Genomic DNA, 19,112 nt, shown 5'->3' with positions numbered 1-19,112 from the left:
CATGGTGAATATCGTGTTGTGGGACGTTGACGGAACCCTTCTAGACCCTGCTGGTTCAATCACCGAAGGTATTGCCGAAGCTCTGGTGAAAAACGGTTTCGAGCGTCCTGATGAGAAAACTCTGGACGCCTTTGTTGGCCCTCCGGTGAACTATAGCTTGGAACATTTCACTGATGTTCCGCGCGAAAAGTTTTCAGATATCGTGGCAACCTATCGCGCCGCCTATAAAACCAAAGGATTACCTCAGTCAAAGCTTTACCCGGGGATGCGCGAGACTTTAGAAAAGTTCGCCTCCCTGGGCTACATCCAGGGTGTTGCAACCCAGAAGCCTCTGCATTTAGCTGAGGAAGTGGTTGAGATGTTCGACATCGCGCAGTTCTTTGAGGTTGTTGGTGGCGCTCGCGATGAACACGGCCAGAAGAACCTTGAGATGCCTAGCGATAAGCCGGGGATTATCGGGTACGTTCTCAACACCTTGACCGAAAAATACGGTCAAGACGTATCTGCCGTGATGATTGGTGATCGCCAGTACGACGCGGTAGGAGCAGCTACGCACGGTATTCCTTCTATTGGAGTGAGCTGGGGATTCGGCGATGAGGCAGAGCGCTTGGAGCACTTTGATAATGTTGTCGATACTCCGAAGCAACTTCAGGTTCGTGTAGCTGAGCTTTTTGCCAGCTAGGCATTAGGCGTGCTTTTTAGGTATAACCGTAAGTAGTCGTAAGTCGATGGTCAGCATCTGATAGAACAAGCCATCCACTTTTTTTCTTGTTTCTTAGTTTTCAAGGAATCACCGTGGAATATTACAAGATGATTCAGAAATCAGTCAGCGGCATTTTGCGTACTGGTTTTCGTGCTCGCGTCACCGGTCTAGAAAATTTTCCCGAGGATGGGCCGGTCATCGTAGCCTCAAATCACCTTGCATTTCTTGACTCCATCATTATCTCGGCGCTGATGCCCCGTCGAGTGGCGTTTCTTGCTAAAAGCGAGTACGTCAACACTCCTGGGGTGCGCGGCAAAATGATGAAGTTGATGTTTGAGGCCATCGATATTATTCCGGTGAACCGTAGCGATCGTAAAGAGTCGATGAAAGCGCTCGGTAAGGCTCTTGAGGTGCTGAATGATGGAAGGGTCTTCGGAATCTACCCTGAAGGCACTCGCTCGCGCGATGGTTACCTGTACCGCGGAAAAATTGGCATGGCCTGGTTGGCTCATATGACGGGAGCACCGGTTGTTCCCATAGGTCTTATCGGCACTGATAAGCTCCAAAAACCAGATTCCAATATGGTGTATCCCAAGCGGTTTACAGTGCGCGTTGGCAAGCCCCTTTATTTTGAAAAGACGGGGGAGACCATGACAGGTAAACAACGCAAAGAAACGACCGCAAAAATCATGGACGAAATCGCCGCTCTTTCAGGTCAGGGCCGTAAAGACGTCTATAACGTTTCCCCCTCAGCTTCGCGCGACGGTGGAGCAACTTCCTAAATTCAAGCTAAGGAGCGTTTGTGGCAAACCCCGCTGACTACCGCCCAGCATCCGGCGAGATTCCTACAAACCCGGGTGTTTATCGTTTTCGCGACGAGTTCGGACGCATCATTTATGTTGGCAAAGCGAAGAACCTTCGCAACAGACTGAACTCATATTTCGCCCACGTCAGCGGGTTGAGCCCCAAGACTTATGCAATGGTTCATACCGCTGCGTCTGTGGAGTGGACGGTAGTGGGGAGCGAGCTCGAATCTCTGCAGCTGGAGTATACCTGGATCAAAGAGTATAAGCCTCGATTTAACATTGCTTTTCGCGATGACAAATCCTACCCCTATTTAGCGGTGACGCTTAAGGATAAATTTCCTCGTGCTCAGGTGATGCGCGGTGAGAAGAAGAAAGGCGTGCGCTATTTCGGCCCGTATTCTCAGGCGTGGGCTATTCGCGAGACGCTGGATGCACTTTTGCGCGTCTTCCCGGTGCGTACCTGTACAACGGGTGTTTTTAACCGCGCTCAAAAAAGTGACCGCCCGTGCCTGCTGGGCTATATCGACAAATGCGCCGCTCCCTGCGTGGGCAATATTTCGGTGGAAGACCACCAGAAGTTGGCGCAAGATCTAGCGAAGTTCATGGCGGGCGGAGCCGACAAATTTATTGCCGAGCTGACCGTGCAAATGAAGGACGCTGCTGCCGAGTTTGATTTTGAAAAGGCAGCACGCTTGCGCGATGACATTGCCGCGCTCGAAAAAGCATTTGAACGCAATGCAGTTGTCCTTGCCGATTCCGTGGATGCTGATTTGTTTGCTTTTGATCAAGATGATCTAGAGGCGGCAGTACAGGTCTTCTTTGTGCGCGGCGGCAGGATTCGTGGTCAGCGCGGTTGGATCGTTGAAAAAATGGATGACACCGACGATGCTGCGCTGATTGAACAGCTGATTCAACAGGTCTACGGCGAGGTGGCGGCGTCCATTGCGGTGGGGGATTCTGAAGAAGAACTAGCTCACCAGCGTCATGAAATTCCTAAGCAGATTATTGTTCCCGCGTTACCGCAAAACCATGAGCAACTCGAGGACTGGCTCAGCGGCATCCGCGGGTCCAAAGTCTCTATTGCTGTTTCGCAACGCGGTGACAAAGCGGCGCTGATGCAAACTGTGGAGGAAAACGCTAAGCACGCGCTCACGTTGCACAAGAGCCGTCGCGCAGGGGATCTCACTACACGTAGCGCATCCTTGGTGGAGTTACAGGAGAACCTGGAGTTGCCCGATCCGCTGATGCGTATTGAGTGCTACGATATCTCGCACGTTCAGGGTACCCACGTGGTGGCGTCCATGGTCGTCTTTGAAGACGGACTGCCGAAAAAGAGCGATTACAGAAAATTCTCGATTACCGGTAGCTCAGCCCGCGATGATACTGCCAGCATGTACGACGTTATTCACCGACGTTTTAAACGCTACCTGCACGATCAGGCTGAGCGTGAGCAGACTCCGCGAACCAGCGGCGAAGTCAGCGCGGAACGAGCACATGAGAAAGAGCCCGCCAAGTTCGCCTACCCGCCTAACCTCGTGGTGGTTGACGGCGGTCAGCCTCAGGTGAATGCGGCATCGGCTGCACTTGCTGATCTTGGCATCACCGATGTTTATGTGGTCGGTATTGCTAAGCGTTTAGAAGAGCTGTGGCTACCTAACGAGGATTTTCCCGTCATCCTTCCTCGTACTTCGCCTGCCTTGTACCTGATTCAGCGAGTACGCGATGAGGCGCACCGCTTTGCTATCACCTTCCACCGCTCTAAACGCGGCAAAGCAATGCTGTCGTCTGCTTTAGACGGAGTAGCAGGTCTCGGCCCGGCAAAACGTGAGGCTTTGATTGAGCACTTCGGCTCCTACAAAAAACTCACTGCCGCTACCGAAGATGAGCTCTTAGAAGTCAGCGGAATCGGACCTTCAATGGCTCAAAAAATCATTGCGCATTTCGAGCAAGAAAATTCAGCTGAGCGCGCTATCCCTTCCCAAGGAATTAACCTGACAACCGGAGAAGTCCTTGAGTAAGAGAGCGTAAAATAAGAGACGCGCATTCAGACTAAGACACCGGCGAACACTCTCGAAAGGGCAGTCATGGAGCAACAAAAAGAAATTATCAAACCTCAAATTCTGGTGATTACCGGTATTTCTGGTGCGGGTCGTAGCACAGCAGCGAACACTTTAGAAGATGAGGGCTGGTATGTGGTGGATAATATTCCACCGCAGATGTTGCAGCCGCTGGTTGATTTGGTGACCCGCGCCCCCGAATCAATTCCGCGTTTGGCGCTGGGTATCGATGTTCGCTCTATGGCCATGTACGAGGACATCACCGGCGCTATCGAAGATTTGCGCACCCCTCAGATTGACTTGACGTTGTTGTTCGTGGATGCCTCTGATAAAGACATCATTGCTCGCTACGAGGCTCAGCGCCGCCCACACCCGCTTCAAGGGGAGGGACGCATCCTCGATGGTATTACCAAGGAGCGCGAACTTTTCTCAGATCTGAAAGCTAATGCCGATACCGTCATTGATACTACGGGCAAGAACGTACATCAGCTTGCCCATGCTATGCGTGAGATGTTTAACGAGTTCGGTGCAACTAAGCTGCTGAACCTTACACTCACGAGTTTTGGTTTCAAGTACGGTTCCCCGGTTGATGCCAACATGATGATTGATATGCGTTTTATCCCTAACCCTCACTGGGTGCCGGAGCTCCGCACGCAAACCGGTCAGGATCAGGCTGTCCGTGATTATGTTTTTGATAATCCCGGGACTGAAGAGTTTGTCACTCACTTTGTGAAAACTCTCAAACCTGTGCTCGATGGCTACCGCCGTGAAGGCAAGCATTACGCCACCATTGCCATCGGTTGCACCGGTGGTAAACACCGTAGCGTGGCGGTGACCGAGGAGCTCGCTAAGCGTCTGCGTACCCTTGGCACGGTGAGCGTCAATGTTCAGCATCGCGATATGAGGCGTGAATAAGGAGGCAGCAATGATGGATAAGACCATCACTGAACACGGTGAGCGTCTCGCTGTTTCTCCGCTATCCGCATCGTCCCCTTTGAGAGTGGTCGCCTTGGGCGGCGGCCACGGACTGTATGCGTCTTTGGCTGCTCTCAAACACGTCACCAGCGAACTCACGGCTGTGGTCACTGTAGCTGATGACGGCGGGTCGTCGGGTAAATTGCGTGAAGAAATGGGAGTGCTTCCTCCCGGTGATTTGCGCATGGCGCTTTCTGCTCTGTGCGACGATTCGGAATGGGGGCGTACCTGGGCTAGCGTCATGCAACATCGTTTTAAACATCCGACCTCGCCAGAAACTTTTTCTCTGGAAAACCATGCCCTGGGCAATTTGCTCATTGTGTCGCTGTGGGAGTTGTTGGGTGATCCCATTGCCGGTCTTGACTGGGCCGGGTCACTTTTGGGTGCTCGCGGACGCGTTTTGCCGATGTCGCTCACACCGTTGGTGATTAGCGGTGAAGTAAGAGAGGGTGAGCATCCGGGGAAGGGACTGACCACTGTCACCGGTCAAGCTAAGTTGGCGAAGGCCGGCAATATTGAAACCGTTCGTTTAGAACCTGCCGATGCTGATGCTTGCGATGAAGCTATTGAAGCGATTGATACTGCTGACTGGGTTATTCTAGGTCCCGGCTCTTGGTACACCTCGGTTTTGCCGCATCTGTTGCTACCTCAAACGCGTCGTGCTATTGAGCGTAGCTCAGCCCGCACCTGCGTGGTGATGAACCTTGAGCTCGCCAGCGATGAGACCACCGGTTTGGACGCCAGAGATCATTTGATGGTTCTCAAAAAGTATGCTCCCGATTTGCAACTGGATGCCATTATTGCTGATCCCATTGCGGTAGCTGACCGTGAAAGTTTTGAAAAGACCGCTTCAAGCTTTGGCGCAACAGTTCGGTGGGCTGCCGTGCACGAGAGAAATAATCCTTTTGTGCACGACTCCCTTAAGTTGGGTGCTACTTATCGCGATTTATTCGCGGAATAAGTTAAATTCACAGCTTGATGTAAAAACATATAAAATAGTGAATTGTGTTTTTACGGGGCTGAGATGAGCGCCTAAGAAGTTAGCAATGCACACAATATAAGTTGGAGGACACACCGTATGGCCCTGACGGCATCGGTTAAAGAAGAACTGGCACGGTATGACGCTACGAAATCTTCTGTCAGAAAGGCGGAGGTTTCAACTATTTTGCGTTTTACCAGCAGCCTTCACTTGGTTTCTGGTCGCATTGTGATTGAGGCTGAGGTCGATTTAGAGGCAACTGCTTTGCGCCTTCAGCACAATATTGCTGATTTGTACGGGCATGATTCTGAGATTACTGCGGTCACCGGCGGAGGTTTACGTCGCGGCGGTCGTTATATCGTGCGTGTTGATCACGGTGGTGAGTCGCTGGCTCGTCAGACGGGGTTGTTGGATGCGCGTGGTCGCCCGGTGCGCGGTCTTCCTCCTGCCGTTGTGAATGGTTCGTTGGCAGATGCCGAGGCCGTGATGCGCGGCGCTTTCTTAGCGCATGGCTCGTTGACTGAGCCCGGTCGCTCCTCTGCACTTGAATTTACCTGCCCCGGCCCCGAAGCTGCTCTGGCTTTGGTGGGTGCTGCCCGCCGTCTTGATGTGATGGCGAAGGCTCGTGAAGTTCGCGGTGTTGACCGCGTTGTGGTGCGCGACGGCGAAACTATCAGCAATTTGTTGGAGCGTATGGGCGCTCATCACGCCTTAGAGAACTGGCGGGAACGCCGTCAGCGTAAAGAGGTGCGTGCAACCGCTAACCGTCTGGCTAATTTTGATGATGCAAACCTGCGTCGCTCAGCTCAGGCTGCTGTTGCTGCAGGAGCGCGTGTGGAACGTGCCCTTGAGATTTTGGGAGATCAAGTTCCTGATCATTTGCGCTATGCGGGGGAGTTGCGTGCTGCGCACAAGCAAGCATCCCTCGATGAGCTCGGACGTTTGGCTGATCCTCCCATGACCAAGGACGCGATTGCCGGACGCATCCGTCGTCTTCTAGCAATGGCAGATAAGCGCGCTGCCGAGCTGGGTATTCCCGGCACCGAGGCTAGCGCGTCGCACCATTAATATTTTTTTGACTCTGTCTTGGCTTCTAGCCGAGGCAGAGTTTTTATGCTGTGGTGTTGCTGTGTGCTTGTGGGAAGTGAGCACTCAAAACCCACAGTTGGAAAATGTGGGAAAATGTGGGCTTTAGTGGAGCACTTCGCAAACTTTTTCAATTTTTGGGTTAAATTCCTTTGAATTCTGGTGAAACCCACTGAAAACCGCACGTAATCCTCAAAGAAAATGGTCAACTGGGCTAGAAAAACCTCAAAAAACCACCCAAACTCACACAAAGTGGGGTATAGTAGTGTGTGAACCGGACGGATAGCCCACCACATACGGGCTCACGTCAGATAACTTATCTGGCAGGGTTCGGATGCGGGAGCCCTTGCGTAGCAAGCGGTTTCCGTCCTAGCAAAATTCACTGATATATCGAGGAGTTAGATTCCAGTGACTGTACGCGTAGCTATTAACGGCTTCGGCCGCATTGGTCGTTCATTCTTCCGCGCAGCTCAGGCTCACGCAGAAGGCTTTGAGATTGTTGCAATCAACGACCTCACCGACAACAAGACCCTTGCTCACCTTCTCAAGTACGACTCAGTAATGGGCACCCTCGATTCAGAGGTTTCATTCGACGAAGAGTCAATCACCGTTGATGGCAAGGCAATCAAGGTTCTCGCTGAGCGCGATCCCGCTAACCTGCCCTGGAAGGATCTCGACATCGATATCGTTATCGAGTCAACCGGTTTCTTCACCGACGGTACCAAGGCTCAGGCACACCGCGATGCAGGTGCTAAGAAGGTTATCATCTCAGCACCCGGTAAGAACATCGACGGCACCTTCGTTGTTGGCGTAAACGATGACACCTACGACAACGAGTCAATGCACATCGTTTCAAACGCATCATGCACCACCAACTGCCTCGCTCCCATGGCTAAGGTCCTCAACGATGCATTCGGCATCGAAAAGGGTCTGATGACCACCATTCACGCTTACACCTCAGACCAGCGCCTGCTCGACGCACCTCACTCAGACCTGCGCCGCGCACGTGCAGCAGCTCTGAACATGGTTCCCACCTCAACCGGTGCAGCAGCAGCAGTCGGCTTGGTTCTTCCCGAGCTCAAGGGCAAGCTGGACGGCTTCGCTGTTCGCGTTCCCACCCCCACCGGTTCACTGACCGACCTCACCTTCGAAGCAAAGCGCGAAGTTACCGTTGAAGAAGTCAACGAAGCAATGCAGAAGGCTGCTGAGGGTGAGTTCAAGGGCCTCATCAAGTACTCAACCGATCCCATCGTGTCCAAGGACATTGAGGGTGAAGCTGTTTCAACCATCTTCGATGCACCTTTGACCAAGGTTATCGGCAACCAGGTTAAGGTTGTTGCATGGTACGACAACGAATTCGGTTACGTATCACGCTTGGTTCTGTTCACCAACAAGGTAGCAGCAGCTCTCTAAGCTAACTCAATAATGCCCCCGCCCACCGCTATATGGGTGGGGGCATTTTCATACCCTCTCTTTATAGATTTTTAAACTAATTGGAGTTGATCCATATGGCACGCGCTCTTGAAGAACTCTTGTCAGAAGGTGTTGAAGGTCGCTACGTTCTCGTGCGTTCAGATCTCAATGTGCCCCTCGACGGTAACACCGTCACTGATGATGGCCGCGTTAAGGCATCTCTTCCCGTGTTGACTAAGCTTGCTAAGGCTGGCGCACGCGTTATTGTCACTGCTCACCTTGGCCGCCCCAAGGGTCAGGTTGACCCCCAGTTCTCTATCGCTCCCGCAGCAAAGCGTCTTACTGAGCTTGCTGACTTCTCAGTTGTCACTGCAACCGACGTTGTGGGTGAAGACGCTCAGGCTAAGGCTGCAGCTCTTCAGAACGGCGAAGTTCTGGTTGTTGAAAACGTTCGCTACGATGCACGCGAAACCTCTAAGGACGACGCTGAGCGCGGCGAATTTGCAGATGAGCTGGTTGCTTTGACTGGCGAGAACGGCGCTTACGTCAATGACGCATTCGGTGCTGTCCACCGCAAGCACGCATCGGTTTACGATGTAGCTAAGCGTCTGCCCGCTTACCTGGGTGACCTCGTCAAGACTGAAGTTGACGTGCTCAAGAAGACCCTGAACGATCCCGAACGTCCTTTCGTAGTGATTATGGGCGGCGCTAAGGTGTCAGATAAGCTCGCAGTTATCGAAAACCTCATCGGTAAGGCTGACACCATTTTGATTGGTGGCGGCATGGGCTACACCTTCGCAGCAGCTAACGGCTGGAAGGTCGGCCAGTCAATCCTCGAGAAGGATCAGATTGACACCGTCAAGCGTTACCTCAAAGAAGCTCCCGAGAAGGGCACCGAAATCGTTACCGCTGTAGATGTTGTCTGCGGCGATGACTTCTCCAACGACGCTAACTTCGAGATCCGTCCCATAGACGATATCGAAGGCGGCGAGCTCGGTGAAAAGGCAGACGGTCTGGACATTGGCCCCAAGACCCGCGAACTCTTTGCTGAAAAGCTCAAGGACGCTAAGACCATCTTCTGGAACGGCCCCGTTGGCGTTGCTGAATTCGAAAACACCGCACACGGTACTAAGGCAGTAGCTGAGGCAATCGTTGCATCAGATGCTTTCTCCATCATCGGCGGTGGCGACTCAGCAGCAGCTGTTCGCAAGCTCGGTTACTCAGATGACCAGTTCGGCCACATCTCAACCGGCGGCGGTGCCTCACTCGAATACATCGAGGGCAAAACCCTTCCGGGTATCGAGGTTCTCGGCGCATAAGTTTTTCTCACCGATGCGTGGTGGGCGTTCAAGGCTCACCACGCATCATCGAAAAACTTTTAGTGCGGATGCGCACTAGTTTTGGTGCGTACCGTTCACCATCTGTAGCTGGCCAGTGCCAGCGCGCGTCGTTGATTTCTTTCAGACGCGCACCCCAACAATTTTTCAAGGAGTACTTATGACTCGCAAGCCGCTCATCGCAGGCAACTGGAAGATGAACATGGACCACGCAGAAGGCGTTAGCCTGCTGCAGAAGCTCGCATGGACTCTTGATGATGCGAACTTCAACTACGACAACGCTGAAGTTGCCGTATTTCCTCCCTTCACCGACATCCGTTCAGTACAGACCCTCGTTGAAGGCGACAAGCTGAACATCGTTTACGGTGGCCAGGACCTTTCTGACAAGGATTCCGGCGCATACACCGGCGATATTTCAGGTGCGTTCCTGAACAAGCTCGGTGCAACCTATGTTCTCGTTGGTCACTCAGAGCGTCGCACCATTCACGGTGAAACCGACGCAATTTGCGCTGACAAGGTGCAGGCTGCTTACCGTCACGGTCTGACTCCCGTTCTGTGCGTTGGTGAAGGTCTTGAGATTCGTGAAGCTGGCACTCACGTTGACTTCACTCTCGAGCAGCTGCGCGGTTCTATCGAAGGTCTTTCATCTGAACAGGCTGAAACCCTCGTCGTAGCTTACGAGCCCGTCTGGGCTATTGGTACCGGCAAGGTAGCAACTAGCGCTGACGCTCAGGAAATGTCAGCAGCAATCCGCGCTGAGATCGAGAAGCTGTACTCAGCAGACGTTGCTGAGAAGGTTCGCGTTCTCTACGGTGGCTCGGTCAAGGCAGCATCAGCTCCTGAAATTCTGGGTGAAGCTGACGTTGACGGCGTACTCGTTGGCGGCGCATCACTCGATGCAGAAGAATTTGCAAACATCGCACGCTTTGACTCCAAGTAAGTCTTAGCCACGGTGAACCAGTTGGCGGCGACCTGTGAGGTTGCCGCCAACTGTGCTTAAAGCGAACCAAATGTTTGGACGCTCTTGATAAATACGTGTACCGTATAAAGGTACGAGTTAAATCGTTATCTACTATTGATGTAAAAGAAGGGTTCTCCGTGGAGATTCTTAAAATCGTTTTGATGGTTCTCATCGCGATTAGCAGCGTCTTGACCGTGCTACTGGTCTTGCTGAACCGCGGTAAAGGTGGCGGTCTCTCCGATATGTTCGGTGGCGGTATGACCACCTCCTTGAACTCTTCGGGTATGGCATCTAAGAACCTGATCCGTCTGACTATCACGGTGATCTTGATTTGGGTTTTCTCTGTGATTGGTTACGGTTTGGTTCTGCGCTTTGCAGACCCTGCAACTATGCTGTAAGTCTTTTTATACAAAAGCACCTGCACGATTCTTTTCGTGCAGGTGCTTTTGTATGTTCTAGCGCTAGTCATACTCATCAAAGATGAGAGTAGGTTGAAGAGGCAGTAGACGATAGAAAAAGCCCCGGTAATGAGCGTTTGCGCGTGCTCACTATACCGGGGCTTTAGAGTTATTAAAGAGCGTCCTGGGTTGCCAAGATGAGGGTCTCTTCAGTGCCTCTAGCACCGGCACCAGGAGTTGCTGTCAGAATCTCTGCGGTGAGCTGATCATCGCTGAGTTCAGCAGCCTGACGAAGTCGCGCGGTCGCATCCTGTTTATCGCTACCTGCAATCAAGAACCAAATCTTGCGAGCGCGGTTGATGACGGGCAAGCTCATGCTGACGCGGGTGGGCGGCGGTTTAGGCGAGTTGCGGACAGCCAGAGAATCAAAAGTGCTCAGATGAATCTCTTCACGGTCGGGAAAGAGCGATGCGATGTGCCCATCGGGGCCAAGACCTAGCAAACCAAGGTCGAACGCAGGAGAGACCTGGCCTTCTGGTGCAAACTTCTTGAGTTCGGCGGTGTATGCCTCTGCAGCTTTATCAACCGATTCGAAAACGTCTGATGCGCCCATGATATGCAGATTTTCAGCCGGGATTTCAAGCGAGTCAAGCAAGGCATCCTTAGCCTGCTTCTCGTTGCGATCTGCATGGCCGGTTTCTACAAACCGTTCGTCGGACCACCAGAAGTGAACCTTTGACCAGTCAATGGTGCGAGCCTGACCAGACTCAGCGATTGCTGACCACACGGCGATACCCATGGTGCCGCCTGTCAGTGAAAGGTGTGCGATTCCGTTGTTTTCAATTGCATCGTTGATAACGGCGAGAATGCGAGAGCCGGTAGAAGCAGCCAACTCGCTCTTATCTGCGTGTTCGATAACCTGTGGGTTAGGCATCGTATTCCTCCGTAAAATCTTCAACTTCGTCAATAACTTCTGCAGCGTTCATATCTACAACCATCTCCACTGCAGGGATAGCTTGAGTAAGCACTTCGCCGTAGACCTTATCGGGATCAAGACGGCGTAGCTCTTCTGCTAAGCATTCAGCAAGTGAACGAACCGGCAACGAAATTTGCTGGTCCGGGCCAATCGGAGACGTCAGGGTAACAATGCTTCGTCCGGGGCGGTAAAGCATAACTTTGCCGTCTTCGCGTTCCAAAGCCACGCGGTAGAGACCGCGGTCTGCGCCCTTTGTCGTCAGATGAACCCCAGCTCCGAGTTTGTAGCCAAGCCATGCACCGAGCAGAACTACCGAGGGTGACTTCGATGAGCCAGCCACGCTCACGCGCTTAACCTTAGCCGCGGGGAGCTGATCAAGAACAGCAGCCAGCTGAATGCGCCAAAGAGTCAGACGAATCCACGCAAGATCGGTGTCACCGGCCGTGTAAGTCTTAGCCAGCTGACGCAAAACCATCATAGGGTCTTGAGCACGCGCTGAATCAGTGATGCGACGCTGCGCTATCTTGCCGATGGAATGCTCGGAGGCGTTCTCAGGAACGGAGTGCGGCCACCACGCAACGATGGGGGAGTCAGGCAAAAGCAGAGCAGAAATCAAAGATTCCGTGGCCCGGGACGCTTTACCGTAGCCGCGCAAAATGATGACCTCAGAGGCACCGGCCTCACCGCCCACTGAAATTTCAGCGTCCAGACGGTCTTCCGCATCAGCCTCATGCGCAATATGCACAATAATGCGCGAGGGGTGCTCGTGCGACGCCTGCTGTGCAGCTTCCACAGCCAACTTTGAGTGCCCCTGCTCGGCAAGGATGACGAGAGTCAGAACTCGAGAAGTCGTGGTGTTACCCGAGTCTTCAAGGACCTGATTGAGCTTCTTATCAATGGCAGAAGCCGTAGTGTTTTTGAGTTCAAATAACATTATGGACGCCTCCAAGCACGGTTATCACGTTCGAGCATCTCGTGTGCCGATGCAGGACCCCACGAACCCGGCTTATAACCTTCGGGCTTTACCTTGTTCTTTTCCCAGTATTCTTCGAAGGGATCAAGAATCTTCCACGACAGCTCGACTTCTTCGTGACGCGGGAACAGCGGCGGTTCGCCCAACAAGACGTCCAGAATCAGGCGTTCGTAGGCTTCAGGGGATTCTTCGGCGAAGGAATGACCGTAACCAAAGTCCATGTTGACGTCACGAATTTCCATCTGAGTGCCTGGAACCTTCGAAGCAAAACGTAGCGTCATGCCTTCGTTAGGCTGAACACGAATCACGATAGCGTTCTGACCGGTGTTGTCGGCAGCACCGCCAAAGAGCAGATTGGGAGATTTCTTGAAAATGACAGCGATTTCGGTGACGCGGCGTCCTAGACGCTTACCCGCACGCAAGTAGAAGGGAACCCCCGACCAGCGACGGGTGTTGATGTTCACCTTCAACGCCGCAAAAGTCTCAGTGCGAGAATCCGCGGGAATGTCCTTTTCGTCGAAGAAGCCCTTGACCTCTTCGCCGCCCTGATAACCGCCCTCATACTGGCCAATAGCGTATGCCTCTTCGAGGTTCTCAGGCAGAGTCACTGCCTCTAGAACCTTTTCTTTTTCAGCGCGCAGATGGTTGGCGTTGAAGCTAATGGGCTCTTCCATTGCGGTGAGCGCCAGAAGCTGAAGCAAGTGATTTTGGATAACGTCACGAGCCGCGCCCACGCCATCGTAGTACCCTGCGCGAGTTCCGATGCCGATATCTTCAGCCATCGTAATCTGCACATGATCTACGTGGTTGCAGTTCCACAGCGGCTCGAACATCTTGTTAGCAAAACGCATTGCCAAAATATTCTGAACGGTTTCTTTACCCAGATAGTGGTCAATACGGAAGACCGAATCAACGGGGAAAACCTTCTCAACAATCGAGTTCAACTCTCGCGCCGACTCAAGGTCATGCCCGAAAGGCTTTTCAATAACGACGCGTCGCCAACCGGGAGAATCCTGAGACTCAGCCATGTCATGATCAGCAAGCTTCTGCAAAACCTGCTCAAAAGCCTTGGGCGGAATGGACAGATAGAACGCATGGTTCCCGCGGGTGCCGCGAGTCTCATCCAGCTCAGCCAAAGTAGCTTTCAAACGCTCAAAAGCATCGTCATTATCAAAAGCACCTTGCACAAAACGAATGCCTTCTTGGAACTGGTTCCACACGTCCTCACGGAAGGAGGTACGCGCATGAGCCTCAACTGATTCTCGCACCTGCTGACGGAAATCATCATCGCTCCAATCGCGGCGTCCAAAACCTATCAGCGCAAAACTTGGGGGAAGCAAGCCACGGTTGACCAAATCATAAACGGCAGGCAATAGCTTTTTCTTCGCCAAGTCGCCCGTCACTCCGAAAAAGACCAGAGCAGAAGGGCCGGCGACTCGGGTAAGGCGGCGGTCTCTGGGGTCTCTGAGCGGATTCTTTTCTGCACTGTTGGGCACAGTATATTCCTTCACATACGGTGGTGAGGTAACACAGCGTTATTGCCGTGCTACCTCACACTAATCTGTAAACAGATGTCTCTTGCATAACCGGTTGCCCGGTATGATGCTCTAACCGTTGTACTTACGCCTCAAGCGCAGTGCGAACGGTTGCCAGAAGTTCTTCCCAGGATGCGTCGAACTTCTCAAGGCCTTCGTTCTCAAGCTTCTCTACAACCTCGTTGTATGAGATGCCGAGCTGCTCAATCTTGTTGAGAATTTCCTCTGACTCTTCGTAGGTGCCGGTAACGGTGTCACCGGTAACCTCACCGTGGGCAGCCAAAGCATCGAGAGTTGCCTCGGGCATGGTGTTCACAGTGTTAGGCGCTACGAGTTCGGTGGTGTACAGGGTATCGGGGTACGCAGGATCCTTCACACCGGTTGATGCCCAAAGAGGACGCTGCTTGTGAGCGCCCGCTGCTTCAAGACGCTCCCAGCGCTCTGAAGAGAATTCCTCTTCGTACACCTGGTACGCCAAACGAGCGTTAGCCAACGCTGCCTTACCCTTGAGCGCCTTAGCCTCTTCAGTGCCAAGGGCATCCAAACGAGCATCAATTTCGCTGTCTACACGCGAGACAAAGAATGATGCAACGGAGTGAATCTTTGACAGATCCTTACCGTTTTCCAGAGCCTGCTCAAGACCAATCATGTAGGCATTGATAACCTCGCGGTAACGCTCCAACGAGAAAATCAAAGTAACGTTGACTGAGATTCCTTCAGCCAAGGTCTTGGTAATGGGAGCCATACCCTCAACAGTTGCAGGAATCTTAATCATGACGTTGTCACGATTGACGGTCTCAGCAAGCTTCTTCGCCATCACAGCGGTCTCATCGGCGTTGCGAGCCAAACGAGGATCAACCTCGATTGATACGCGACCATCTACACCCTGTGATGACTTGTAAATTGAAATGAAAAGATCACACGCTGCACGAACGTCATCGGTGGTAGCCGCAAAAACAGCTTCTTCAAGGTCAGTACCGGCGAGTTCTTTGAACTGTGCTGCGTACGCCTCGCCCTTCGACAGTGCGGCAGCGAAGATGCTGGGGTTAGTGGTCACACCAACCACGTTTTTCTCTTCAATGAGCTTTTCAAGGGAGCCGTTGTTCAGGCGCTCGCGTGATAGGTCATCGAGCCAAATTGAAACGCCTGCATCTGAAATTTTCTGAGTGGGAGTAGCCACGAGCTATTTCTCCTTCTGTATCTCTCTAAAGGGGTGCAACGCTGTGATGTAGCTTGCGAGCTTCAAAACGCTACACGGTGGGATAAATATCAGTGAAGTATAAACCAGGTGGTGGATGCGAGCACCCACCACCTGATGAACAGCGTTACTTCGCTGCTTCGATTGATTCCTTAGCCTTTGCTACAACGTTTTCTGCGGTGAAGCCGTAACGTTCAAAGAGCTCTTCGGCAGAAGCTGAGGCGCCGTAGTGTTCCAGTGATACCGGGCGTCCTGCGCTACCCAAGATGTCGTACCAGGGCATTGCCACGCCTGCTTCTACAGTCACGCGTGCCTTAACTTCTGAGGGGATAACTGATTCGCGGTATTCCTCAGATTCTGCAGCGAACCACTCGCGTGAGGGCATTGAGATAACGCGTGCCGCGATGCCTTCTTCTGCCAGCTGCTTACGTGCCTCAACAGCATGCTGTACATCTGAACCGGTTGCAATCAGCAGAACATCAGGGGTGCCTTCGCTATCTGCAAGGATGTAACCGCCGCGAGCAACACCTTCAGCTGAGGCGTACTTTTCGCCGTCGAAGTCTGCGTGCAGATCTTCACGGGGCATCTCGGGCAGGCCCTGGCGTGAGAGTACCAGACCTGAGGGTGAATCCTGGGTTTCCAGAATCTTGCGCCATGCTACAGAGGTCTCATTAGCATCTGCAGGACGAACCACGTTGAGGTTGGGGATAGCGCGCAGAGCAGCCAAGTGCTCGACAGGCTGGTGGGTGGGGCCGTCTTCGCCCAGGCCGATAGAGTCGTGGGTCCACACGAAGATAGACGGAACGCCCATCAGAGCTGCCAAACGAATGGCAGGACGCTGGTAGTCAGTGAACTGCAAGAAGGTACCCATGAAGGCGCGGGTGGGTGAGCTCAGCACAATACCGTTGACGATGGCAGCAGCTGCGTGCTCGCGGATACCGAAGTGCAGGACGCGACCGTAAGGATCAGCAGTGTACTTGCCGGTGGTGTGCTGCTCCACGTTGAATGATTTTGCCGATTCAATGGTGGTGTTGTTTGAACCAGCCAAGTCTGCAGAACCGCCCCACAGCTCGGGGAAGGTATCTGCAATAGCGTTGATAACCTTTCCTGATGCCGCGCGGGTTGCCATTGAATCGTCAATGCCGAAAGTGGGGAAAGCGTCCTTATAACCTTCGGGCAGTTTGCCCTCGCGCAGACGCTCATACAGCTTTGCGTGCTCGGGATTAGCTTCAGCCCACTTATCGAATGACTTCTGCCATTCGGCGCGCTCTTCGGCCATGCGTCCTACAACCTCGCGGGTGTAGTCCAAAATCTCGGGCTCGATAAAGAATGACTTCTCGGTATCAAAACCGAAGTATTCCTTAGTCGCTGCAACTTCTTCTGCACCCAGCTTTGAACCGTGAATACCGCCGGTGTTCTGCTTGGTGGGTGCGGGGAAGCCGATGCGGGTGCGCAACTCGATGATAGAAGGCTTGTCGGTGTTCTTCTTAGCCGCAACGATCGCATTGTAGAGATCTTCAATGTTCTCGTCGTACTCACCGGTTACAGTCCAGTCAACACGAGCAGTATCCCAGCCGTACGACTCATAGCGCTTCATAACATCTTCGGTGAAAGCTACGTCGGTGTCGTCTTCGATTGAAATGTGGTTACGGTCGAAGATTACGACCAAATTACCCAGCTGCTGGTGACCAGCCAGCGAGCTAGCCTCAGAAGTAACACCCTCCTGAATATCACCTTCGGAGGCGATAGTGAAGATAGTGTGGTCAAAAGGTGAAGTGCCCTCGGGAGCTTCGGGGTCAAACAGACCGCGCATGTAACGCTGGGCGTAAGCGAAACCAACAGCAGACGCCAAGCCCTGACCCAACGGACCGGTAGTAATTTCAACACCCTTGGTGTGACCGTACTCGGGGTGACCAGGAGTCAAGGAATCATAGGTGCGAAGAGCCTCAAGGTCCTTCATCTCAAGACCGTAACCGTTCAAGAAAAGCTGAAGGTACAGGGTCAAAGAAGTGTGACCAGGGGAAAGGATAAAGCGGTCGCGGCCCATCCAGCGGTCATCGGTGGGGTCATGGCGCATCACTTTCTGGAACAGAGTGTAGGCAACAGGAGCCAAGCTCATCGCGGTACCCGGGTGACCTGAACCGACCTTCTCAACCGCGTCCACGGCGATAACACGAGCGTAATCAACAGCTCGCTGATCCATATCGGTCCATTCAAATTTCGCATCGAGATTTGGCACGAAATTCCCCTTTCATTATTTTTTAGCAACGTTCCGGTGTGAAGTCGTAGCGCACAGTGAGAACGTCTTTCTTCTCTATCGAGTCTATCGACTGTGAGCCGTCTTCGGGGAATTACTAGGCGTTTTCTTCTCATTTTCCGGTCATGTTCACTGACTACTTAAAAAGGAATTTTTGAGAGGGTTCTGCATTAAGAGCGGAGGACGTGATTTTGCACGTTTTATTAGGAAAATAAGGGGTTCGACCACTAGTATTAGATAAAGACCATATTCTCGCTTGGACTTTGTGCGCCCTAAAATCAGTTTGATACGCGGCGTCAGAAACCACCGAGCACACCTTTCTCCCAGGATGCGGCCTCTGCTATAGCGCAGAGACGCAGGGAAGAAAGGTGCTTGAGAAAAGCACACGACCTCTAGGGAGCTTATCTTCGTGAAGGGTCACGGTATGAACAGCGTAGTGGCGGAAAATCCCGTTACTCGCGAACCCGCAGCGGTTTCGGGGCAGAAACTACCTCTGTCTCGAAAGATTCGAGCGTACATTCATCTCACCAAACCTCAGGTGATTGAGCTCTTGCTTGTAACGACTGCACCCACAATGATTTTCGCTGCAGGCGGCTTCCCTAATCTTTGGCTCATTCTCAATACCCTCGTGGGTGGGGCTATGGCGGCTGGCGCATCGGGAGCTTTTAACTGTTATATCGATCGCGAAAGCGACCGAAAGATGAAGCGTACCGAAAAGCGTCCTCTTGTCACCGGTGAGCTATCCGATAAAGAAGCCTTGATTTTCGCGTGGGTTCTCGCTGTGGTTTCCATTGTGTACCTTTGGTTGCTGGTGAACCCGCTATCAGCTCTGCTGGGCGTTGTTGCGATTTTCCTCTACGTGGTTTTCTACTCGATCTTTCTCAAGCGTCGCACCTCTCAGAACATTGTGTGGGGCGGTCTTGCCGGATGCATGCCCGTGTTTATTGCGTGGGCAGCTGTCACTAATTCGTTGAGTTGGGCAGCTGTTGTTCTTTTCACCGTCATCTTCTTGTGGACGCCGCCGCACTACTGGCCGTTATCGATGAAGTACGCCGAGGACTACAAGGCCGCTGGTATTCCCATGCTGGGTGCTATCGCTACTGCTAAGAGCGTTTCTGTTCAGGTAGTACTCTACGGCTGGGCGATGGTTATCTGCTCGCTCCTATTGGTTCCGGTGGGCGGGGCAGGTTGGGTGTACACCTTGTCTGCTGTGATTGCCGGTGGCTGGTTCTTATATAACTGCCATAAGTTGCATAGTTTGGCAGCTCAAGAGAAGGCAACAAGCCGCACCGCTATGACCGTTTTCCACGGTTCTATCACCTACTTGACGGTGCTCTTTATTGCGCTGGCTGTAGACCCGTTTGTGGGTGGACCTGTTATGTCAGGTGCTTTGATCTAAGTTTCGTATAGTCAAAAGTCCCTTATCGACAGCTCGATAAGGGACTTTTTGTTTTTAAG

At 52.7% G+C, this 19,112-nt stretch carries 16 protein-coding genes; 11 read left to right on the top strand and 5 right to left on the bottom strand.

Translation table 11 applies throughout. The annotated features are described in order from the left end of the window. The first annotated feature begins 1 nt into the window (after nt 1). From HF984_RS01965 to secG, 10 genes are all read left to right on the top strand, one after another. Entirely contained in the window at nt 2-682 is a 681-nt protein-coding gene (locus HF984_RS01965) for an HAD hydrolase-like protein (protein WP_168614005.1), read from the top strand. 128 nt (nt 683-810) lie between these two features. Next, nucleotides 811-1,485: a lysophospholipid acyltransferase family protein gene (locus HF984_RS01960; RefSeq protein ID WP_168614066.1), complete on the top strand. Its 675-nt coding sequence runs from the start codon at nt 811-813 to the stop codon at nt 1,483-1,485. A gap of 20 nt (nt 1,486-1,505) precedes the next feature. Then, a complete protein-coding gene (gene uvrC, locus HF984_RS01955) occupies nt 1,506-3,527 on the top strand; it encodes an excinuclease ABC subunit UvrC (protein WP_168614004.1) in 2,022 nt (673 codons plus the stop codon). Nucleotides 3,528-3,593: 66 nt separating this feature from the next. Then, complete coding sequence (gene rapZ / locus HF984_RS01950) at nt 3,594-4,481, top strand: RNase adapter RapZ (protein ID WP_168614003.1); 888 nt, start codon at nt 3,594-3,596, stop codon at nt 4,479-4,481. A gap of 10 nt (nt 4,482-4,491) precedes the next feature. After that, nucleotides 4,492-5,502 carry a gluconeogenesis factor YvcK family protein gene (locus tag HF984_RS01945; RefSeq protein WP_168614002.1) on the top strand — a complete coding sequence of 337 codons (1,011 nt, stop codon included), beginning with the start codon at nt 4,492-4,494 and terminating at the stop codon, nt 5,500-5,502. Nucleotides 5,503-5,619: 117 nt separating this feature from the next. Beyond that, nucleotides 5,620-6,588 carry a DNA-binding protein WhiA gene (whiA, locus tag HF984_RS01940; RefSeq protein ID WP_168614001.1) on the top strand — a complete coding sequence of 323 codons (969 nt, stop codon included), beginning with the start codon at nt 5,620-5,622 and terminating at the stop codon, nt 6,586-6,588. A gap of 426 nt (nt 6,589-7,014) precedes the next feature. After that, complete coding sequence (gap, locus tag HF984_RS01935; RefSeq protein WP_168614000.1) at nt 7,015-8,019, top strand: type I glyceraldehyde-3-phosphate dehydrogenase; 1,005 nt, start codon at nt 7,015-7,017, stop codon at nt 8,017-8,019. 95 nt (nt 8,020-8,114) lie between these two features. Next, nucleotides 8,115-9,338, top strand: coding sequence for a phosphoglycerate kinase (locus tag HF984_RS01930; protein ID WP_168613999.1), 1,224 nt, complete (start codon nt 8,115-8,117; stop codon nt 9,336-9,338). 178 nt (nt 9,339-9,516) lie between these two features. Continuing rightward, nucleotides 9,517-10,296: a triose-phosphate isomerase gene (gene tpiA, locus HF984_RS01925; RefSeq protein WP_168613998.1), complete on the top strand. Its 780-nt coding sequence runs from the start codon at nt 9,517-9,519 to the stop codon at nt 10,294-10,296. A gap of 158 nt (nt 10,297-10,454) precedes the next feature. After that, a complete protein-coding gene (secG, locus tag HF984_RS01920; RefSeq protein ID WP_168613997.1) occupies nt 10,455-10,715 on the top strand; it encodes a preprotein translocase subunit SecG in 261 nt (86 codons plus the stop codon). A 172-nt stretch (nt 10,716-10,887) separates the two neighbouring features. On the opposite strand, the gene pgl is transcribed toward secG, so the two are convergent. The 5 genes from pgl to tkt all read right to left on the bottom strand — a co-directional run bounded on the left by pgl (nt 10,888) and on the right by tkt (nt 17,600). Continuing rightward, nucleotides 10,888-11,649 (bottom strand): 6-phosphogluconolactonase, encoded by a 762-nt coding sequence (gene pgl / locus HF984_RS01915; protein ID WP_168613996.1) that lies wholly within the window; start codon nt 11,647-11,649, stop codon nt 10,888-10,890. Then, entirely contained in the window at nt 11,642-12,625 is a 984-nt protein-coding gene (locus HF984_RS01910) for a glucose-6-phosphate dehydrogenase assembly protein OpcA (protein ID WP_168613995.1), read from the bottom strand. Before HF984_RS01910 ends, pgl begins: the two co-directional genes overlap by 8 nt. Next, nucleotides 12,625-14,160, bottom strand: a complete 1,536-nt coding sequence (gene zwf / locus HF984_RS01905; RefSeq protein WP_168613994.1) for a glucose-6-phosphate dehydrogenase — start codon at nt 14,158-14,160, stop codon at nt 12,625-12,627. The genes HF984_RS01910 and zwf overlap by 1 nt, the downstream gene beginning before the upstream one ends. A gap of 124 nt (nt 14,161-14,284) precedes the next feature. After that, the gene (gene tal / locus HF984_RS01900) at nt 14,285-15,379 is read right to left on the bottom strand and encodes a transaldolase (RefSeq protein ID WP_168613993.1); all 1,095 of its coding nucleotides are present in this window, start codon (nt 15,377-15,379) and stop codon (nt 14,285-14,287) included. 145 nt (nt 15,380-15,524) lie between these two features. Continuing rightward, nucleotides 15,525-17,600: a transketolase gene (gene tkt, locus HF984_RS01895; RefSeq protein WP_210729516.1), complete on the bottom strand. Its 2,076-nt coding sequence runs from the start codon at nt 17,598-17,600 to the stop codon at nt 15,525-15,527. A 478-nt stretch (nt 17,601-18,078) separates the two neighbouring features. On the opposite strand from tkt, the gene HF984_RS01890 reads away from it, so the two are divergent. Next, a complete protein-coding gene (locus HF984_RS01890) occupies nt 18,079-19,053 on the top strand; it encodes a heme o synthase (protein WP_168614065.1) in 975 nt (324 codons plus the stop codon). Nucleotides 19,054-19,112: the final 59 nt, after the last annotated feature.

Source organism: Rothia terrae (assembly GCF_012396615.1).
Classification (GTDB): domain Bacteria; phylum Actinomycetota; class Actinomycetes; order Actinomycetales; family Micrococcaceae; genus Rothia; species Rothia terrae.
This window is presented reverse-complemented; position numbering and strand designations above follow the sequence as displayed.